Below are 16,537 nucleotides of genomic sequence, written 5' to 3'. Positions count from 1 at the left end.
AAAAGATTGTAAAGTTGATAGCGAACCGAAATCCGAACCGATTCGCCAAACTGAACTACTTAACGTCGAACGTTAGCAAGGGTTTGTCTTCAATATAAGCCGTTAGTCGATCGCCGACTTGTACGGGGCCTACGCCATGTGGCGTACCCGTAAACAGAATGTCGCCCTGTTGCAGCAGGAAATACCGGGATACGAACGAAATCAGGTAATCAATTTTGTACAACATCAGGCTGGTATTGCCCTGCTGACGCGTTTCGCCGTTGATGTCTAACCGGAAATTAAGGTTTTGTAAATCCGGATAGTCAGTCTTAGGTACAAATCCGGAAATGGGTGCCGAGCCATTGAAGCCCTTGGCCAACTCCCAGGGAAGCCCTTTCGCCTTCAATTTACTCTGCACATCACGAGCCGTAAAATCGATACCGATGCCTATTTCGTCATAATATTTATGCGCAAATTTTTCGTCGATGTTTTTACCCACCCGGTTAATCTTTACCAGAATTTCCACTTCATGGTGAACATCGCTGGAAAATTCAGGGTAGAAAAACGGCTCATTTTTCAAAGGGATAGCCGTTTCGGGCTTCATAAAAATAACCGGATCGTCAGGACGCTCGTTGTTGAGTTCCTTGATATGTTCGGCGTAATTACGGCCAACGCAGATAATTTTCATAGACGTAACGCGGACATCCGGCCCGCACAGATGCAGCCACAGAGCAAAATAGACCGCTCGGCCGCAGTAGGTTTAAACCAAGAAGAATATCGCAAATCTAACGACTAAAGAGGGGTAGACCACATGAATGACAGAAAATTTGAACAATTCCAGTACCTTACCAGTCTTAATACGTCAGAATGTCATCTACCATTAAACACACACAAATGAAAAAAGTATTGATTCTTATGCTATCGCTTGCTTTCGGGGTTACGGCCTGCGAAAAAGTACCGTTAACCGGGCGAAAGCAATTGATTCTGGTTCCACCCAGCGATATGCTGGCGATGAGCTTCACCCAGTATAAAGCGTTTCTGGACACGAGCCGGGTTGTTCCAACCTCGAACAATGATGCCGAAATGGTAACCCGTGTGGGTAACCGCATCCGTCAGGCTGTGGAGAGTTATATGAACAGCAACGGCTATTCAAAACGACTTGAAGGCTTTCAGTGGGAGTACCATCTGGTGCAGAGTAGCCAGGTCAATGCCTGGTGTATGCCAGGTGGTAAGATCGTTGTATATTCTGGTATTTTACCGTATACACAAAACGAAGCCGGTTTAGCTACTGTATTGGGCCATGAAGTATCACACGCCATTGCCGAACACGGCAACGAACGCATGAGCGAAGGTTTGGTTGCCAATGGCTTGCTACAGGCTGGTCAGGTAGCTACCGGAATTGCCACCTCTGCAAGAAGCCCACAAACACAAGCACTGTTTCAGCAGGCATTTGGGGTAGTGGGCCCTTTGGCCTATCAGTTTGGTCGCGGCCTTCCGCATAGCCGTAATCAGGAATCAGAAGCTGACCACCTGGGCTTGATTTTCATGTCGATGGCGGGTTACAATCCGGCAGAAGCCATTACGTTCTGGCAGCGCATGGCAAAGGCCAGTGGCGGAAAAGCGCCGGCCGAGTTTTTCTCCGATCACCCTTCCGATGCCCGTCGGATTGCGGATCTGCAAAAATTATTGCCTGATGCCCAGAAGTATTATGCCAGCGCCCGTCGCTAGCCAACTGTCCTCAAATACACACAGAAAAGCCGGAGCGCAAACTCCGGCTTTTCTGTATAAAAGTTTTATACAATGCGTCTTACAGTGCCGAAACAACCTGCCGAACTTTCTCGGCGGCCTCTTTCAACTCTACAGCCGACTGTACTTTCAGTCCCGAATCATCAATAATTTTAGCACCTTCGGCCGCGTTGGTTCCCTGCAACCGGACAATAATAGGGACAGGGATATCACCAATCGCTTTGTAAGCTTCTACCACGCCCGTTGCTACGCGGTCGCAGCGAACGATTCCACCAAAAATGTTGATCAGAATGGCTTTTACATTCGGATCTTTCAGGATGATACGGAAACCTGCTTCAACCGTTTTGGCGTTGGCACCACCGCCTACGTCCAGGAAGTTGGCAGGCTCACCACCCGACAGTTTGATGATGTCCATCGTTGCCATCGCCAGCCCTGCACCATTTACCATACAGCCTACGTTACCGTCGAGTTTCACATAGTTCAGGTCATTGGCCGATGCTTCTACTTCGAGCGGATCTTCTTCGGTGATGTCGCGCAGATTGGCCAGATCTGGATGGCGATACAGTGCGTTATCGTCCAGATTAACCTTTGCGTCAACGGCCAGAATCTTATTATCTGATGTTTTCAGAACAGGGTTGATTTCAAACATCGATGCGTCGGTATCGACATACGCCTTGTAGAGCAAGGTCACAAATTTGACCATCTCTTTGAAAGCTTCACCCGACAAACCCAATCCAAATGCCACTTTTCGTGCCTGAAACGGCTGCAGACCAACGGCAGGATCGATCCATTCCTTCACAATTTTCTCGGGTGTTTTTTCAGCCACCTCTTCAATGTCCATACCCCCTTCGGTACTGGCCATGATCACGTTGCAGGCTTTACTCCGGTCGAGCAGGATGCTGATGTACATTTCTTTAGGCTCCGACGCTCCTGGATAGAAAACATCCTGTGCTACCAGAACCTTATTTACTTTTTTCCCTTCAGGCCCGGTTTGGTGCGTAACGAGTACATTACCAATGAGATTTTTGGCAATGTCGCGTACCTCATCGACCGATTTCGCTAAGGCTACCCCACGCTGTTCGCTGCCGACAACTTTGCCCTTACCACGTCCACCTGCGTGAATCTGCGATTTTACGACGACAAACTTGGAATTCGTCTGCGCCATAATCTGCTTAGCGGCTTCCACCGCTTTTTCGGGCGACTCAGCAACGATGCCTTCCTGGATGCGGACACCGTATTTTTTGAGAATTTCTTTACCCTGATACTCGTGTATATTCATGACAACTGCAACAAGGAGGATTGGAAATCGTATTTTTGCGTGGCAAGTTAATAATAAAAAGAGTTTTCAGTTTTCAGTTTTCGGTTTTCAGTTCAAAAAGAGCCCATAACCACCAACTGAAAACCGAAAACTGAAAACTGAAAACCTCGTGTCGCTTCTTCAAACCACCAATATCCGCCGGAATTACAAAAATCTGGCTGTACTGAAAGGAATAGATATACGTATTGAACCGGGCGAAATCGTTTCGATAGTAGGGGCATCGGGAGCTGGCAAAACGACCCTCCTGCAAATTCTTGGTACGCTCGACCGACCCGACTCGGGCGAACTTATCCTTGATGGACAAAATGTGTTCAACCTGAACGACCGCAAACTGGCTCAATTCAGGAACGAACGAATTGGCTTTGTCTTTCAGTTCAATAACCTGCTACCAGAGTTCACTGCCCTCGAAAATGTCTGCTTACCCGGATTCATTGCCGGAAAATACGAAAAGCAGGTGCGTGAACGAGCCGACGAGTTATTGGGGCGACTGGGGCTTCGTGAACGGCAATCTCATTTCCCGTCTCAAATGTCGGGTGGAGAGCAGCAGCGAGTAGCCGTAGCAAGAGCCTTAATTAATCAACCAGCTATTGTTTTTGCCGACGAACCCAGCGGTAATCTCGATTCACGGAATGCAGAAGAACTACATCAGTTATTTTTCCAACTGCGGGATGAATTCGGTCAAACCTTCGTCATCGTTACTCATAACGAACATTTAGCCGACCTTGCCGACCGAAAATTAACCATTCGCGATGGCGTAGTACTTACATAATACTATTCGAATTTTTAGTGAAAGAGTAGCTTAACGATCTGCCAAGAATCGTTAATATTGCTATACCCATAAGTGAACTTGTATTTGACGAATGACTACCTTCCTCGCTGGCAATCGCCTGTCTGGCCGATTTGCCGTTTCTTTGATTATATGGCTGCTTATCCAAGCAACTGACTCACTCGCTCAGCTCCCGGCAGGATTCCACAACAACTTAGTACAGAGTGGCTACAATACGCCCATGGGCACTGTTTTCTCTGCCGATGCCAAACAACTTTTCGTCTGGGATAAAGCAGGGCGTGTCTGGGTTTCGGTTTGGAACGGAACACAATACATTAAACAACCAACAGCTATACTCGATATTAGCCCAGAAGTTGGTAACTGGCGGGATTTTGGTTTGTTAAGCCTGTGCCTCGATCCAAACTTTGCAACAAATGGCCTGATCTACTTACTTTATGTGGTCGACCGTCATCACCTTCTCCATTTTGGAACAGCTTCCTACAGCGATACTAAAGACGAGTACTTTAATGCTACCATCAGCCGGGTAACCCGGTACAAAGTAAACACAACCAATGATGGACTATTCGCCGATCTGACCAGCCGCAAAGTGCTTTTGGGAGAAAGTCAATCGACAGGCATTCCACTTACGCACGAATCGCAGGCAGGGGGAACGCTTTTATTTGGCCGTGATGGCACATTACTCGTGTCAACTGGCGACAATGCTAGTTATATCAGCACCGATCTGGGTAATTCGTCAGAAACGTATTGGCAAACCGCTATCAACGATGGCATTCTGCGTGTCAACGAAAACGTAGGTGCTTTTCGGGCTCAGATGCCTACCTCTCTCTGCGGCAAAATTCTCCGTCTCGACCCCAATACAGGCGATGGCGTACCCGGTAACCCTTTCTATATTCCAGCGAATACTCGTTCAGCAGCTTCACGGGTCTGGACATTAGGGTTACGAAATCCTTGCCGAATGAGTTTGCAACCCGGCACGGGAAGCACTAAAGCAGTTGACGGCAATCCCGGTGTTCTGCTCGTAGGCGATGTAGGCTGGAATAACTGGGAAGAAATGCATATTATCCGGCAAGGGGGCGAAAATGCAGGCTGGCCCCTATATGAAGGTATTCTGGAAAATAGCGCCTATGCTATAGCCGCCCAAACACTCGAAAACAAAGACGAACCGAATCCGTCCAACACCTGCACCAAGCCATTTTTAACCTTTGCCGACCTGCTAAAACAGGCATCTGAAGAAGTCGTTACGGTTGTAAACCCCTGTAGTGGGCTGCCGTTGCCAGGTCTCCAGCGTCGCTATGTACATAGTGTTCCGGCACTTGACTGGAATCATACAAACAACATCGCTCGTGTACCAAAGCTTACCGCTTTCTCTACCACAACAGCCTTGATTGGTGCCGCAGACTCACCCGTACCGGGAAAGCCTTTCTCTGGCAACTGTTCGACTGGGGGGGCCTATTATTCAGGAACCGTATATCCTGCTGCTTACCGTAATCTTTACTACTTCGCCGATTATGGTGCCAACTGGATAAAAGCAGCAAGCCTGGGTACAGCAGGCGATATCACCTCGGTAAACGAATTTGTTCCGACGGGAGGTACGAATGGCATAGTGGATATTGAATTCAATCCACTAGACGGTGCGCTTTACTTCACGAATATCAATTCAGGGGAAATTCGTAAAATTACGTATGCGACCAACCGCCCTCCCTCAGCGGTTATATCAGCCGATAAACTTAGCGGGACTAGCCCTTTAACCGTACAATTCAAGGGGGAAGATTCTACTGACCCCGACGACGATGCCTTAGTTTACAACTGGAATTTCGGCGATGGCAGTAGGTCAACACTCGCTAATCCAAGTCATACGTTCTCCTCAACCGGCACGCAGAGTTTTACAGCTCAATTGACAGTAACTGATCCCGAAGGGCTTTCATCAAAACAGCAACTTCTCATTGCGTTAAAAAACGCAGCCCCAACGGCAAAAATCACAAGCCCAATTGCGAACAGTTCCTTTCCATCCAATAAGGTCAGCAATTACTCATTAAAAGCCGCCGTTACTGACGAATCGATTAATACCCTGACGTATAAATGGCAGGTTATAGTACGACGTAATAACCAACAACAGGTTGTATCGACAGTAACCGATATTTCGCCGACTATATCGCTCACGTCTGTTGGCTGTGATACCGAAGTTTATTACTTCATAAAACTTACTGTTACGGATAAAGAAGGATTATCGGCCAGCGACTCGATAACTCTTTACCCCGATTGCGACTGGTTTACTCTTGCCGTACAGAATTTTAAAGCTACTTTGTCAGGACCTGCCAGCGCCAGTCTGACCTGGACCCCTCCAATAGCCCCCTTCGATGAAGTGCTTATTGCCGTTCGAACAGGCAGCGGCTTCTCCGCCCGTCCATCAGGAACCAACTATATCGCCAACCCTGACATTCTGGGGAACAGCTCGGTCGTTGAAGGCGGTAAAACTGTTTACCGAGGAACAGCTACCTCAGTAATCGTTACGAACTTAAGCCCACAAACAACGTATTATTTTCGAGCCTTTACACGAAAAGATACGACTTGGTCGAGGGGGGTTGAGGTAAGTCTAACTACAGGCGTAGCCTCTTCTACCCTATCCCAATTCGATCCCACGCTGTGTTATAAACTAACGAACCGAATTAGCGGCAATGTGCTTTCAGTCGAATCCGGTGCAATTACAGACGGAGCTCCGGTACGACAACGCCTATTTGCTGATCAAGCCTGGCAAAAATGGAAGTTTCAATCCGTCGGATCGAATACATATCAGCTCATCGCCTTGCACAGTAATCAGGCTCTTTCGGTTGAAAACGCATCAACCCAGGACTGGGCAGGCATTGTTCAAAACACTCCTGCGAATGTCAATAATCAGAAATGGATTATTCAGACAGGGAATGACGGCTACTCCACGCTCAGAGCCGTACATTCTAATAAGTTGCTGGACATAGCCAATCAGAATGACGGTGGAATGGTTATCCAGTATGCCGCCAGTGGATCGTATGTACAGTACTGGAAAATTGAAGCAACCGGGTGCACCAATGTGACCTCTCCAGCCTCAGCAACGCTCTGCTACAAAATAACCAATCGAGTGAGTGGGAAAGTGCTGGCAGTAGAAAATGGAGCAACGGCCAGCGGAGCTATAGTACGTCAGCAAACGTATGCCAATCAACCCTGGCAAAAGTGGGAACTCCGCCCAGGCGACACCCCAAACACCTATCAACTGGCAGCTGTTCATAGTGGGCAGGTGCTTGCGGTTAAAGATGCTTCCGTACAGGACCGGGCTAATGTTGTTCAGGATACTAATAAGAACGCCACCCATCAGAAGTGGATCATTCAGACAAGTTCCGATGGGTATTCAACGCTCAAAGCTGTCCATTCTAACAAGCTGCTCGACATAGCTAATCAGGATGAAAACGGAATGGTTATCCAGTACACCTTCAGTGGCTCCTATGTACAGTACTGGAAACTGGAATCGGTCGGCTGTACGACGAGCGGTGGACGAGCCGGAGCTGATTTTGACGCTACGCTCACTTTATTTCCCAATCCGGCAAAGGACTACCTGGACATTGATATATCCATTGCGGAGCCTACGGCTATTAGGATAGACGTTTACAATACAATGGGCCAGAAAGTGCATACAGACAACATTTCACTTGAAAAATCAGCCATTCACCGTATAAACTTACCGAACTTGCCGAATGGCATCTTTGTTATCCAGTTGAATACTAGTTCAAAACGGCAACTGACCAGAAGATTCGTCATTAGCCAGTAGGCCAAGATAAGGTGGCCTTCCTAACGCAATTGCCATAACCTATTTTTTGAGTATTATAAGTATTTACAACCAAGTATTTACACTCAAAAAATTTATTTATCGGCTTCATTATCAAGCGACTATGCAAAGGGCAAAAAAAAAGTTGAGTTAAGTATATTTGTTTTTGCTAATTTTGTTTTATAATTGTGTCGAAAAGAAAAGTTTTTCATAACGTTGAGTAAATCAGAAAGCCAAGAGAGAGTCTCGCTTGGCTTTTTTGTTTATATATCTATACTGAAAACTCATTAGCCGATTACAGGTTGGTTAGTTCTCCCTACTTAACGACGCAGGCCTTTTCCAAATAGCAGGGCATCAGCGCTCCATTGCCCTCCGCCCGTAACCAGAAATACCAACGCTAACAGTACAAACAGAAACGGGTGCTGGTCTTCGTACCAGAATTTTCCGTGCCCTATAATAAACGTAATGTATAGCATGGTACCTATCGTAATTAAACATCCTACTCTCGTCAGAAGCCCTAGTGTAAGCAAAATTCCGGCAACCAACTCAGAGCCTTTGCCCAAATAAACCATCAGCAAAGGGAAATCCGATTGTTTGAAGGTGTCCCAGGCTGCATACACTTTCATCTGGGCCGGGTCGAAGACTTCCCATCCATGGTATACTAACTGTAACCCTACTATAATTCGGATTAGTGCCAAACCTCCCTCCTGCCAGATTGCTTCAGCCGAAAAAAACTTGTTCATAAAAATTATCCCATGAATGAGCTAAATAAGCAAAAAATAAAACGCTCCCAATCGTTTGATTAGGAGCGTTTTTATATAATCCGGAAAATCTGTTAAAAAACTAAAGTCCCGGTTCAGGCAGGCATTACATCATACCGCCCATGCCACCTGGGTGACCATGACCAGCGCCACCAGCCGGAGCCTCTTCTGGCTCATCAGCAATAACACATTCGGTGGTCAGCAACAGACCAGCGATCGACGCTGCGTTTTCCAGTGCCAGACGGGTTACTTTTTTCGGATCAATGATACCAGCAGCAAACAGGTCTTCATAGCTATCGTTCTTGGCGTTGTAACCAAAGCCACCTTCACCTTCTTTCACTTTATTTACTACAACGGATCCTTCGCCACCTGCGTTGGCAACAATCGTCCGAAGTGGAGATTCGAGAGCCTGACGGATGATGCTGATACCGGTTTTTTCGTCTTCGTTCGATGCTTTCACATCCTCCAGAGCAGGGATAGCACGGATCAGCGCAATACCACCACCCGTTACGATACCTTCTTCAACGGCAGCGCGGGTTGCGTGCAGAGCATCGTCAACGCGATCTTTCTTCTCTTTCATTTCTACTTCGGTAGCCGCACCGATGTAGAGGATAGCGACCCCACCCGACAGTTTGGCCAGACGCTCCTGCAATTTCTCGCGGTCGTAGTCCGAAGTGGTGTTTTCAATTTGTACTTTAATCTGGTTAACGCGACCTGTGATATCGTCTTTGTGACCAACCCCATTCACAACAGTTGTGTTGTCTTTGTCGATCAGCACTTTTTCAGCTTGTCCCAGATATTCGATCGAAGCATTCTCGAGTTTGAAGCCACGCTCTTCGCTGATCACCTGGCCACCGGTCAGGATAGCGATATCTTCCAGCATTGCTTTCCGACGATCGCCGAAACCAGGTGCTTTAACAGCAGCCACTTTCAGAGCACCACGGATTTTGTTCAATACCAGGGTTGCCAGCGCTTCGCCATCTACATCTTCAGCAATGATCAACAGAGGACGGCCGGTTTGAGCGACTTGCTCCAGAACGGGCAGCAACTCTTTCATCGACGATACTTTCTTCTCGGTAATCAGGATGAACGGACGATCCAGTTCAACTTCCATCTTATCGGTATTGGTCACGAAGTAAGCCGACAGGTAACCCCGATCGAACTGCATACCTTCTACGGTTTTTACTTCCGTTTCGGTACCACGAGCTTCTTCAACCGTGATTACACCTTCTTTACCCACTTTCTTCATGGCTTCGGCAATCATCGTACCGATTTCCTCGTCGTGGTTAGCCGAAATAGTAGCGACCTGCTCAATTTTACCGAAATCATCACCAATCGTTTGCGATTGACTAGCCAGGTTAGCAACAACAGCCGTAACGGCTTTGTCGATACCACGCTTCAGGTCCATTGGGTTTGCTCCGGCAGCTACGTTTTTCGCGCCGATCGAATAGATCGCCTGCGCCAGTACGGTAGCCGTTGTGGTACCATCACCAGCCGAATCAGCGGTTTTCGAAGCAACTTCTTTTACTAACTGAGCGCCCATGTTTTCCATGGCGTCTTTCAGTTCAATTTCTTTAGCCACCGTTACACCATCTTTGGTGATCGCAGGCGACCCAAATTTTTTGTCCAGAATAACGTTACGGCCTTTAGGACCCAGAGTTACCTTCACCGCATCGGCGAGAGTGTCGACGCCCTTCTTAATGCGTTCGCGGGCTTCGGTATCAAAAAATATTTTCTTAGCCATTTTTTTAAAGAATGAATAATGAACAATGTAGAATGGATAATGTCATCTGCTCATGTACAGATCGGTTGTACATTACACCGCACAGGCGGCCCGATTAAACATTATTCATTTGAGATTAAAGGATTGCGAAAATGTCGGATTCACGCATGATAAGATACTCTTTGCCCTCAACGGTAATTTCTGTACCGGCATATTTGCCATACAATACCGTATCGCCCACCTGAACCGTCAGCGGCTCATCTTTCTTACCTGCGCCAACGGCAACGACCGTACCACGCTGGGGTTTTTCCTTTGCGGTATCGGGAATGATAATACCAAAGGAGGTTTTTTCTTCGGCCGGTGCGGCTTCGATCAGCACTCGGTCGGCCAGCGGTTTCACGTTCACTTTAACGCTTTCCGTTTCTGCTACCATGATAATGAGTTGATTAAGGTTTTTTAAACTGTTTGTGTACTGATTTTAGTTACACGACGTTCTGGACCCGCCAATTACTGTGCCAACCCGATCAGACTGTCAAATTTTCAGTCTCAGGACTGACATACTGCCATTTGGCTAATTCATTAAACTTTCTTCGGCAGATTGAGTCTTTTTAACAAACAGAATTTGGTTTTTTAACCTGTACTGGTTAAATTAACCAAGTCATTTTCCCGCCAAATGGCAGATTTCTGCTTATGAAAAAGTTACAATCTGACTGGTTTACACAAAATTGGATCGACGCCGAATACCAAAAATATGTCGTGATGGCATACTTACAAGGTGTTCAACAGAACTTCGCCGAGCATAAACTTTGTCCCGATTTACCCGAACTACGCGACCACTACCACGAAGGTCTTCGTTTTACGAGGGGCAAAGGTACGCTAAATGGGGCGTTCCCCAAGCGTGTCAGTCGAATAAGTGGCCCCCCTCCCCGAATCGAATACAAATCTGAGGTAACGGACCCTGCCTTTATGGCGGAGTTGGATGCCATTATGGAGTTCGCCCTCCCCCGCTTTCAGGCCATGCTGACAGAAGGGCATCAACGCTGGGCCGACATTGCTCAATCCCTTACCTTAGCTCCGGTAGGCTTATTACCACTTCGGCCTGAAGAAGGGTATTTGCTGCTCCACGCGACCAGCCATGCCGACATGCATGTGTATTATTTCGCGGTTACCCTGTATTCAGAGAACGAACCGGGCGGTCGACTCGTGCAATTACGCCTGGTCGATGTCGTCACAAAAAGCCTGGTCAACACCTTTGAAAAGATCAAGCTCGATCTTATTCGTCAACATCAGCATTTGCCCAATCCAGCAACTTTTATCCTGGAAAGCAAACGCACTTACCCTGTTCAGGAGACACTACTGCCGATTGCCCGCCAGTTACTAGCCCAGGCAGCGGCCTAACCACAATTAAAAAGCCACTCCCATTGAAAGAGTGGCTTTTTAATACGTGTACGACTGGTCTCTATTACTTCTGCGGAGTTAAAGCCGACGTAGAAGCTCCCGGCGACTGAGCCCCTGGAACAGCCTGACTTGGTGCGGCACCATTGGCAGCACTGGGAGCCGCGGCTCCTGGCAGGGTTTGAGTTTGCGCCCGGTCAACGTTTGCGCTATTAATAGTGGCGGTCTGTGTACGATCAACCATGATGTACGAAGCCAGGGTCAAAACCATCACCCCGATACCCAATCCCCAGGTGATTTGCTCAAGCAAATCGGTCGTCTTTTTAACGCCCATCAGTTGGTTTGATCCCAATCCACCAAATTCACCGGCTAGTCCGCCCCCTTTCGAGTTCTGAATCAGAACGATAAGAATCAGCAGTACGGTGAGAATACAAATAAGAATAACAAGTGCCGTTACCATGAAAAAAGATGCTTACTCTGTTTAGTTAATGCGTTTCTGAATTGGAGTGATCAAAAATCGTTCCTCTATGGCTACTGACGGCTCTCCAATTCACTAATTTTTGCCGCAAAGTACGCCTTTTTTTCTGGATTCTTCACCATCAGCTTCTTATACATTTCACGGGCTTTGTCAATTTTTCCTTGTTTCTCTAATATTTTGGCGAAACTCTCCGTTACCAATCCTCCGCTAACCGTTTTATTTCGCTTCGTCAGATCTTCCTGTTCGTTGGATTCGCTCATCTTTCCTCGCACCGAAATCCGGGAAATACTAGGTTCGTTCTTGATAAAACTCTCGATCAGATCGAATTGACGCTGTCGCTCCAGATCGGCAGCCGACAGTTCAGGCTGTTCGTCTTCAACAGATTCAGCAATTTGTACAAGTTCATGTTGCAGACTCGTCTCAGCCAATGTCGGATCTTCGGGCAATGGTTTGGTATCGATCCGATCGGCTTCGCCGGGTGCCGTCAGACGCAATAGCGATAATTTTGGAAAGCCGTTGCTCAGCCCTGCCTTCGACTTAAAGATCGCGTAGCTTTCCTGCTGATAATCGTCGGGGATAGGAACGTGCTTTGCCGATAGCTCATTCAGCTTCGACAACAGGTTTTCGGACCACTGGAATTCGTTTTCGATCAACTTACGCAACGCATTTCGGCTTAGTGCATGGGCCGCTGCCCGACGCACAAATGAAATGGCCTGCCCCCGCTGATGTACGGACGCAGCCTTAGCCGTTAAGGTATATAATGATTGGCAATAGGGATACGCTGCCAGACTTTCCTGTAACTGAACAAAGTCGGTTGCAGATAAATCGTCGGGGTGAGTAACCCAGTAAGAAAAGGTTTCTTTATCGAGCGAAAGCAAGGAAAATACTAGTTATGGGTACAACTTACGATTTGCGAAAGTACGGCTTCAAGCCTAATTCGTAAAGTGTAATCCCTACTTTTTTTACCAGTCAGCAGCTGTCTTATTGAAAATATCGAGGACAATCTGGTCCAGAATTTTGGGAACCAAACGGCTTTCGTTCTGGCTCAGCGTTTGGCCCTGAGGAAAGTCCTGGTAAAATGAAAATGACTGCTCAAAGTTTTTGGTTTCGTCTTTATTATTATAAAATCGAACCAGTACAGTGATTTGCAGTCGGTTAACGCCCGCCTGATCCTGAGCGGTTGGCGCTACGGCCAGCAGGTCGTAGCCCGTAATATTTCCTTCCAGAACGATATCACCATTGGCAGGAACTATCTTCAGATTGGTATACCGTTGATAGTATTCCTTCAGTTTTTCGTTGAATGTAAGCGGCAAATTGGCAGGCCCACCGGCTGTTGCCAGTACAAAATTATTTACGGTAACCGTCTTAATATCGGGCGAAAGCGTAGAACCGGTGAAGGAATAAACCCCACACGAGGTAATGAACAATGAACAATGAATAATGAATAATGGGTATAGCAGCAACCGAAGCCCCTTGTTGACATCCTTAATTATCCATTTTTCATTACCCATTACGAACTTACTCTTCATCAATCTCATACTGCTTAATTTTCCGGTATAACGTCCGCTCAGAAATACCGAGCGCCTGAGCGGCATACTTTCGCTTGTTATTGTTACGCCGAAGGGCTTTCAGGATCATTTCTTTTTCCTGTCGTTCCAGCGACAATGAGTCGTCCTCTTCTGTTTCATGCGTAACATCTTCTACTTCCGTCAGATCATTGATATCGCCATTCACATCATCAAAAATCTGTACGGGCGGATGACTGCCATAGGTTTCGGAAGGAGGTGGCACATCTGGCCGGACGGTTCCGTTGTTGGCAGGCAGAAAACGCGTTACCCCCATATCGCCAGTAGGGCGGGGCTCGCTATCAGGAATAATGGAATCAAACAGGTCTTTGTGGGTATGCAAAATCTGTCGGCCATCCTGTTCACTACCCAGCATATCCCGAACTAGCTTTTTTAGCTCGTTCATATCCCGGCGCATATCGAACAGTACTTTGTACAGCAACTCGCGCTCAGAGAAATTCTCACTGTTTCCTGCATACGATTGCGGAAACAGGGCCAGTGTCCGGCTCGGCTGTTGAGCACTTGGGAGGTATTTGGCCAGTGTATCGGCCTCGATGGGTTTGTTCTGCTCCGATTCGAGGATAGAAATCTGTTCAGCAATATTTTTCAACTGACGGATATTTCCCGGGAATGGAAACGACATCAATACCTGTTTGGCTCCCTCGGTCAGTTGCAGGGGTTTGATGCGGTATCGCTCCGCGAAATCGGTTGTGAACTTGCGAAACAGCAGCTCGATATCGGCCCCCCGTTCGCGCAGGGGCGGCACATAAATGGGTACGGTATTGAGCCGATAATATAAATCTTCCCGAAATTTTCCTTTTTCAACCGCATCCATCAGGTTCACGTTGGTAGCCGCCACCACCCGAACATCGGTCTTCTGGGTTTTGGATGAACCTACGCGAATAAATTCGCCATTTTCCAGCACCCGCAGCAACCGGGCCTGCGTACCGAGTGGCATTTCGCCGATTTCGTCCAGGAAAATGGTTCCGCCATTTGTTGTTTCGAAATAGCCCTTCCGCGAATCGACGGCGCCAGTAAATGAGCCCTTTTCGTGGCCAAACAATTCCGAATCGATGGTGCCTTCGGGAATAGCCCCACAGTTGATGGCAATGAATTGGCCGTGTTTGCGAGCACTCAGGCTGTGGATAATCTTCGAAAACGATTCTTTCCCACTTCCACTCTCGCCCGTAATAAGCACCGTCAGGTCAGTGGCAGCTACCTGCATGGCCACGTTGATGGCATAGTTTAGTGCAGGGGCGTTCCCAATAATACCAAAGCGTTGCTTAACCGACTGTATTTCCTGATTGTTCATATAAAATGTCATTTACTGTCACTAATAGTCAACAGGCAGTCTTTCGTTGCTGATGCAAGCTCATGACCATCGAATGACATTCAATGACTAACTACCTGGCCAATCAACGTTGCCGAGGTACATTCGGTCACCAGGACATTGACGTATTGGCCTTTCTGGTGATCTCCTTTCGGGAATACGACCATTTTGTTCTGGTCATTGCGGCCGCACAGAAACTCATCCGAGCGTTTGGATGGCCCTTCGATCAGTACGCGCTGCACCTGACCGATGTGCCGCTGATTCCGTTCGGCCGAGTGCTCCAACTGACGGGCGATGATTTCATTCAGCCGACGCTTTTTCACCTCTTCAGGAATGTCGTCGGTGTACTTTTTAGCAGCCAGTGTACCCGGACGCTCCGAATAGGCAAACATATACGCGTAATCGTACCGCACATAATCCATGAGCGATAGTGACTCCTGGTGCTCTTCTTCGGTTTCAGTACAAAAGCCCGAAATCATATCGGTCGATATTCCACAATCCTCGCCTAAAATCTCCCGTATCCGGTCAATCTTACCTATGTACCAGGGGCGATCGTACGTCCGATTCATGAGTCGTAACACCCGACTATTACCGCTTTGGGCGGGCAGGTGAATGTACTTGCAGATGTTCTCGTACCGGGCCATAGTATGTAGCACATCATCCGTAATATCCTTGGGGTGCGACGTTGAGAAACGAACCCGCAGATCAGGGTGAATCTGCGCCACCATTTCGAGGAGGTTGGCAAACGTGACCAAAGGCTGAAGGCTCGGTGCCTGGGGCATGGCGTTAGCAGCTACTGGCTCCTCGCTCCCGGCTCCCTGCCACTTATAACTATCCACGTTCTGGCCGAGTAGAGTCACTTCGCGGTAGCCCTGATCGAAAAGCTCCTGTGCTTCCCGAACAATGCTGTGCGGGTCACGGCTACGTTCGCGCCCACGGGTAAACGGCACTACGCAGAAACTGCACATGTTATCGCACCCCCGCATAATCGAAACAAAAGCTGTAACCCCATTGGAATTCAACCGAATAGGCGAAATATCAGCATAGGTTTCCTCGCGAGACAGAAACACATTGACAGCTTTCTGGCCCGATTCGGCTTCTTCTACCAGTTTCGGAATATCGCGGTAGGCATCGGGGCCAGCCACAATGTCAACCACTTTTTCTTCTTCCAGTAGTTTGGTTTTCAATCGTTCGGCCATACAGCCTAGCATACCCACCAGCAGTTCAGGTTTCTGACGTTTAAGGCCCGTCAGATGCTTGAGTCGATTGCGAACTTTCTGCTCAGCATTATCCCGAATAGCGCAGGTATTCAAAAAGATCAGATCAGCTTCCTCGGCCGACGAGGTAGTAGCAAAACCGGCGTTCCGCATCACAGCGGCTACGATTTCACTATCGGCGAAGTTCATCTGGCAACCGTAGCTTTCGATATACAGTCTTTTTTTACCCACTGCCAGTTCCTCTTCAGAGGTACGGGGTAAATCAATCTGTTCTTTATCAGCCGGTTGAAGTATAGTAAGTTCAGTAATCGGTGTCATTGCTCGTCGGTAGTCGATACGCGTAGATAGGTAGTCGCCAGTTCCTGACAGCCTTCCTTTACGATTTGGCGACTCTTTTTTACAAAATTAAGAAGATTGCCCTGAAAATCCTGTCATTTTGGCAGAA

14 protein-coding genes are annotated in these 16,537 nt (G+C 47.7%); 4 read left to right on the top strand and 10 right to left on the bottom strand.

The features are described from left to right. Positions 1-55: 55 nt before the first annotated feature. Positions 56-667, bottom strand: coding sequence for a fumarylacetoacetate hydrolase family protein (locus BGO59_RS05675; protein WP_293681934.1), 612 nt, complete (start codon positions 665-667; stop codon positions 56-58). Positions 668-873: 206 nt separating this feature from the next. Here BGO59_RS05675 and BGO59_RS05670 point away from each other — a divergent pair, with 206 nt between their 5' ends. Continuing rightward, positions 874-1,707 carry a M48 family metallopeptidase gene (locus BGO59_RS05670; RefSeq protein ID WP_293681931.1) on the top strand — a complete coding sequence of 278 codons (834 nt, stop codon included), beginning with the start codon at positions 874-876 and terminating at the stop codon, positions 1,705-1,707. A gap of 79 nt (positions 1,708-1,786) precedes the next feature. Here the strand turns inward: BGO59_RS05670 and sucC are convergent, their stop codons facing one another. After that, positions 1,787-3,004, bottom strand: a complete 1,218-nt coding sequence (gene sucC / locus BGO59_RS05665) for an ADP-forming succinate--CoA ligase subunit beta (protein ID WP_293681928.1) — start codon at positions 3,002-3,004, stop codon at positions 1,787-1,789. A gap of 148 nt (positions 3,005-3,152) precedes the next feature. On the opposite strand from sucC, the gene BGO59_RS05660 reads away from it, so the two are divergent. Then, the gene (locus tag BGO59_RS05660) at positions 3,153-3,812 is read left to right on the top strand and encodes an ABC transporter ATP-binding protein (RefSeq protein ID WP_293681925.1); all 660 of its coding nucleotides are present in this window, start codon (positions 3,153-3,155) and stop codon (positions 3,810-3,812) included. A 91-nt stretch (positions 3,813-3,903) separates the two neighbouring features. Next, positions 3,904-7,626 carry an RICIN domain-containing protein gene (locus BGO59_RS05655; protein ID WP_293681922.1) on the top strand — a complete coding sequence of 1,241 codons (3,723 nt, stop codon included), beginning with the start codon at positions 3,904-3,906 and terminating at the stop codon, positions 7,624-7,626. 317 nt (positions 7,627-7,943) lie between these two features. On the opposite strand, the gene BGO59_RS05650 is transcribed toward BGO59_RS05655, so the two are convergent. From BGO59_RS05650 to groES, 3 genes are all read right to left on the bottom strand, one after another. Continuing rightward, entirely contained in the window at positions 7,944-8,366 is a 423-nt protein-coding gene (locus tag BGO59_RS05650; protein ID WP_293681919.1) for a DoxX family membrane protein, read from the bottom strand. Positions 8,367-8,490: 124 nt separating this feature from the next. Continuing rightward, positions 8,491-10,128 carry a chaperonin GroEL gene (groL, locus tag BGO59_RS05645; RefSeq protein WP_293681916.1) on the bottom strand — a complete coding sequence of 546 codons (1,638 nt, stop codon included), beginning with the start codon at positions 10,126-10,128 and terminating at the stop codon, positions 8,491-8,493. Positions 10,129-10,243: 115 nt separating this feature from the next. Further along, positions 10,244-10,540, bottom strand: a complete 297-nt coding sequence (gene groES / locus BGO59_RS05640; protein ID WP_293681913.1) for a co-chaperone GroES — start codon at positions 10,538-10,540, stop codon at positions 10,244-10,246. Positions 10,541-10,797: 257 nt separating this feature from the next. Between groES and BGO59_RS05635 the strand changes: the two genes are divergently transcribed. Continuing rightward, positions 10,798-11,505, top strand: coding sequence for a hypothetical protein (locus BGO59_RS05635; RefSeq protein ID WP_293681910.1), 708 nt, complete (start codon positions 10,798-10,800; stop codon positions 11,503-11,505). A 64-nt stretch (positions 11,506-11,569) separates the two neighbouring features. Here BGO59_RS05635 and secG read toward each other — a convergent pair whose 3' ends face one another. The 5 genes from secG to miaB all read right to left on the bottom strand — a co-directional run bounded on the left by secG (position 11,570) and on the right by miaB (position 16,410). Then, positions 11,570-11,962: a preprotein translocase subunit SecG gene (gene secG / locus BGO59_RS05630; protein WP_080055163.1), complete on the bottom strand. Its 393-nt coding sequence runs from the start codon at positions 11,960-11,962 to the stop codon at positions 11,570-11,572. A 71-nt stretch (positions 11,963-12,033) separates the two neighbouring features. Next, positions 12,034-12,858: a hypothetical protein gene (locus BGO59_RS05625; RefSeq protein WP_293681902.1), complete on the bottom strand. Its 825-nt coding sequence runs from the start codon at positions 12,856-12,858 to the stop codon at positions 12,034-12,036. 84 nt (positions 12,859-12,942) lie between these two features. After that, positions 12,943-13,509 carry an LPS assembly lipoprotein LptE gene (gene lptE / locus BGO59_RS05620; RefSeq protein ID WP_293681899.1) on the bottom strand — a complete coding sequence of 189 codons (567 nt, stop codon included), beginning with the start codon at positions 13,507-13,509 and terminating at the stop codon, positions 12,943-12,945. Further along, the gene (locus BGO59_RS05615; RefSeq protein WP_293681896.1) at positions 13,499-14,857 is read right to left on the bottom strand and encodes a sigma-54-dependent Fis family transcriptional regulator; all 1,359 of its coding nucleotides are present in this window, start codon (positions 14,855-14,857) and stop codon (positions 13,499-13,501) included. Before BGO59_RS05615 ends, lptE begins: the two co-directional genes overlap by 11 nt. Positions 14,858-14,937: 80 nt before the next feature. Then, positions 14,938-16,410, bottom strand: a complete 1,473-nt coding sequence (miaB, locus tag BGO59_RS05610) for a tRNA (N6-isopentenyl adenosine(37)-C2)-methylthiotransferase MiaB (RefSeq protein ID WP_293681893.1) — start codon at positions 16,408-16,410, stop codon at positions 14,938-14,940. Positions 16,411-16,537 lie beyond the last annotated feature (127 nt).

The organism is Spirosoma sp. 48-14, from assembly GCF_001898575.1.
In the GTDB taxonomy this organism is placed as follows: domain Bacteria; phylum Bacteroidota; class Bacteroidia; order Cytophagales; family Spirosomataceae; genus Spirosoma.
This window is presented reverse-complemented; position numbering and strand designations above follow the sequence as displayed.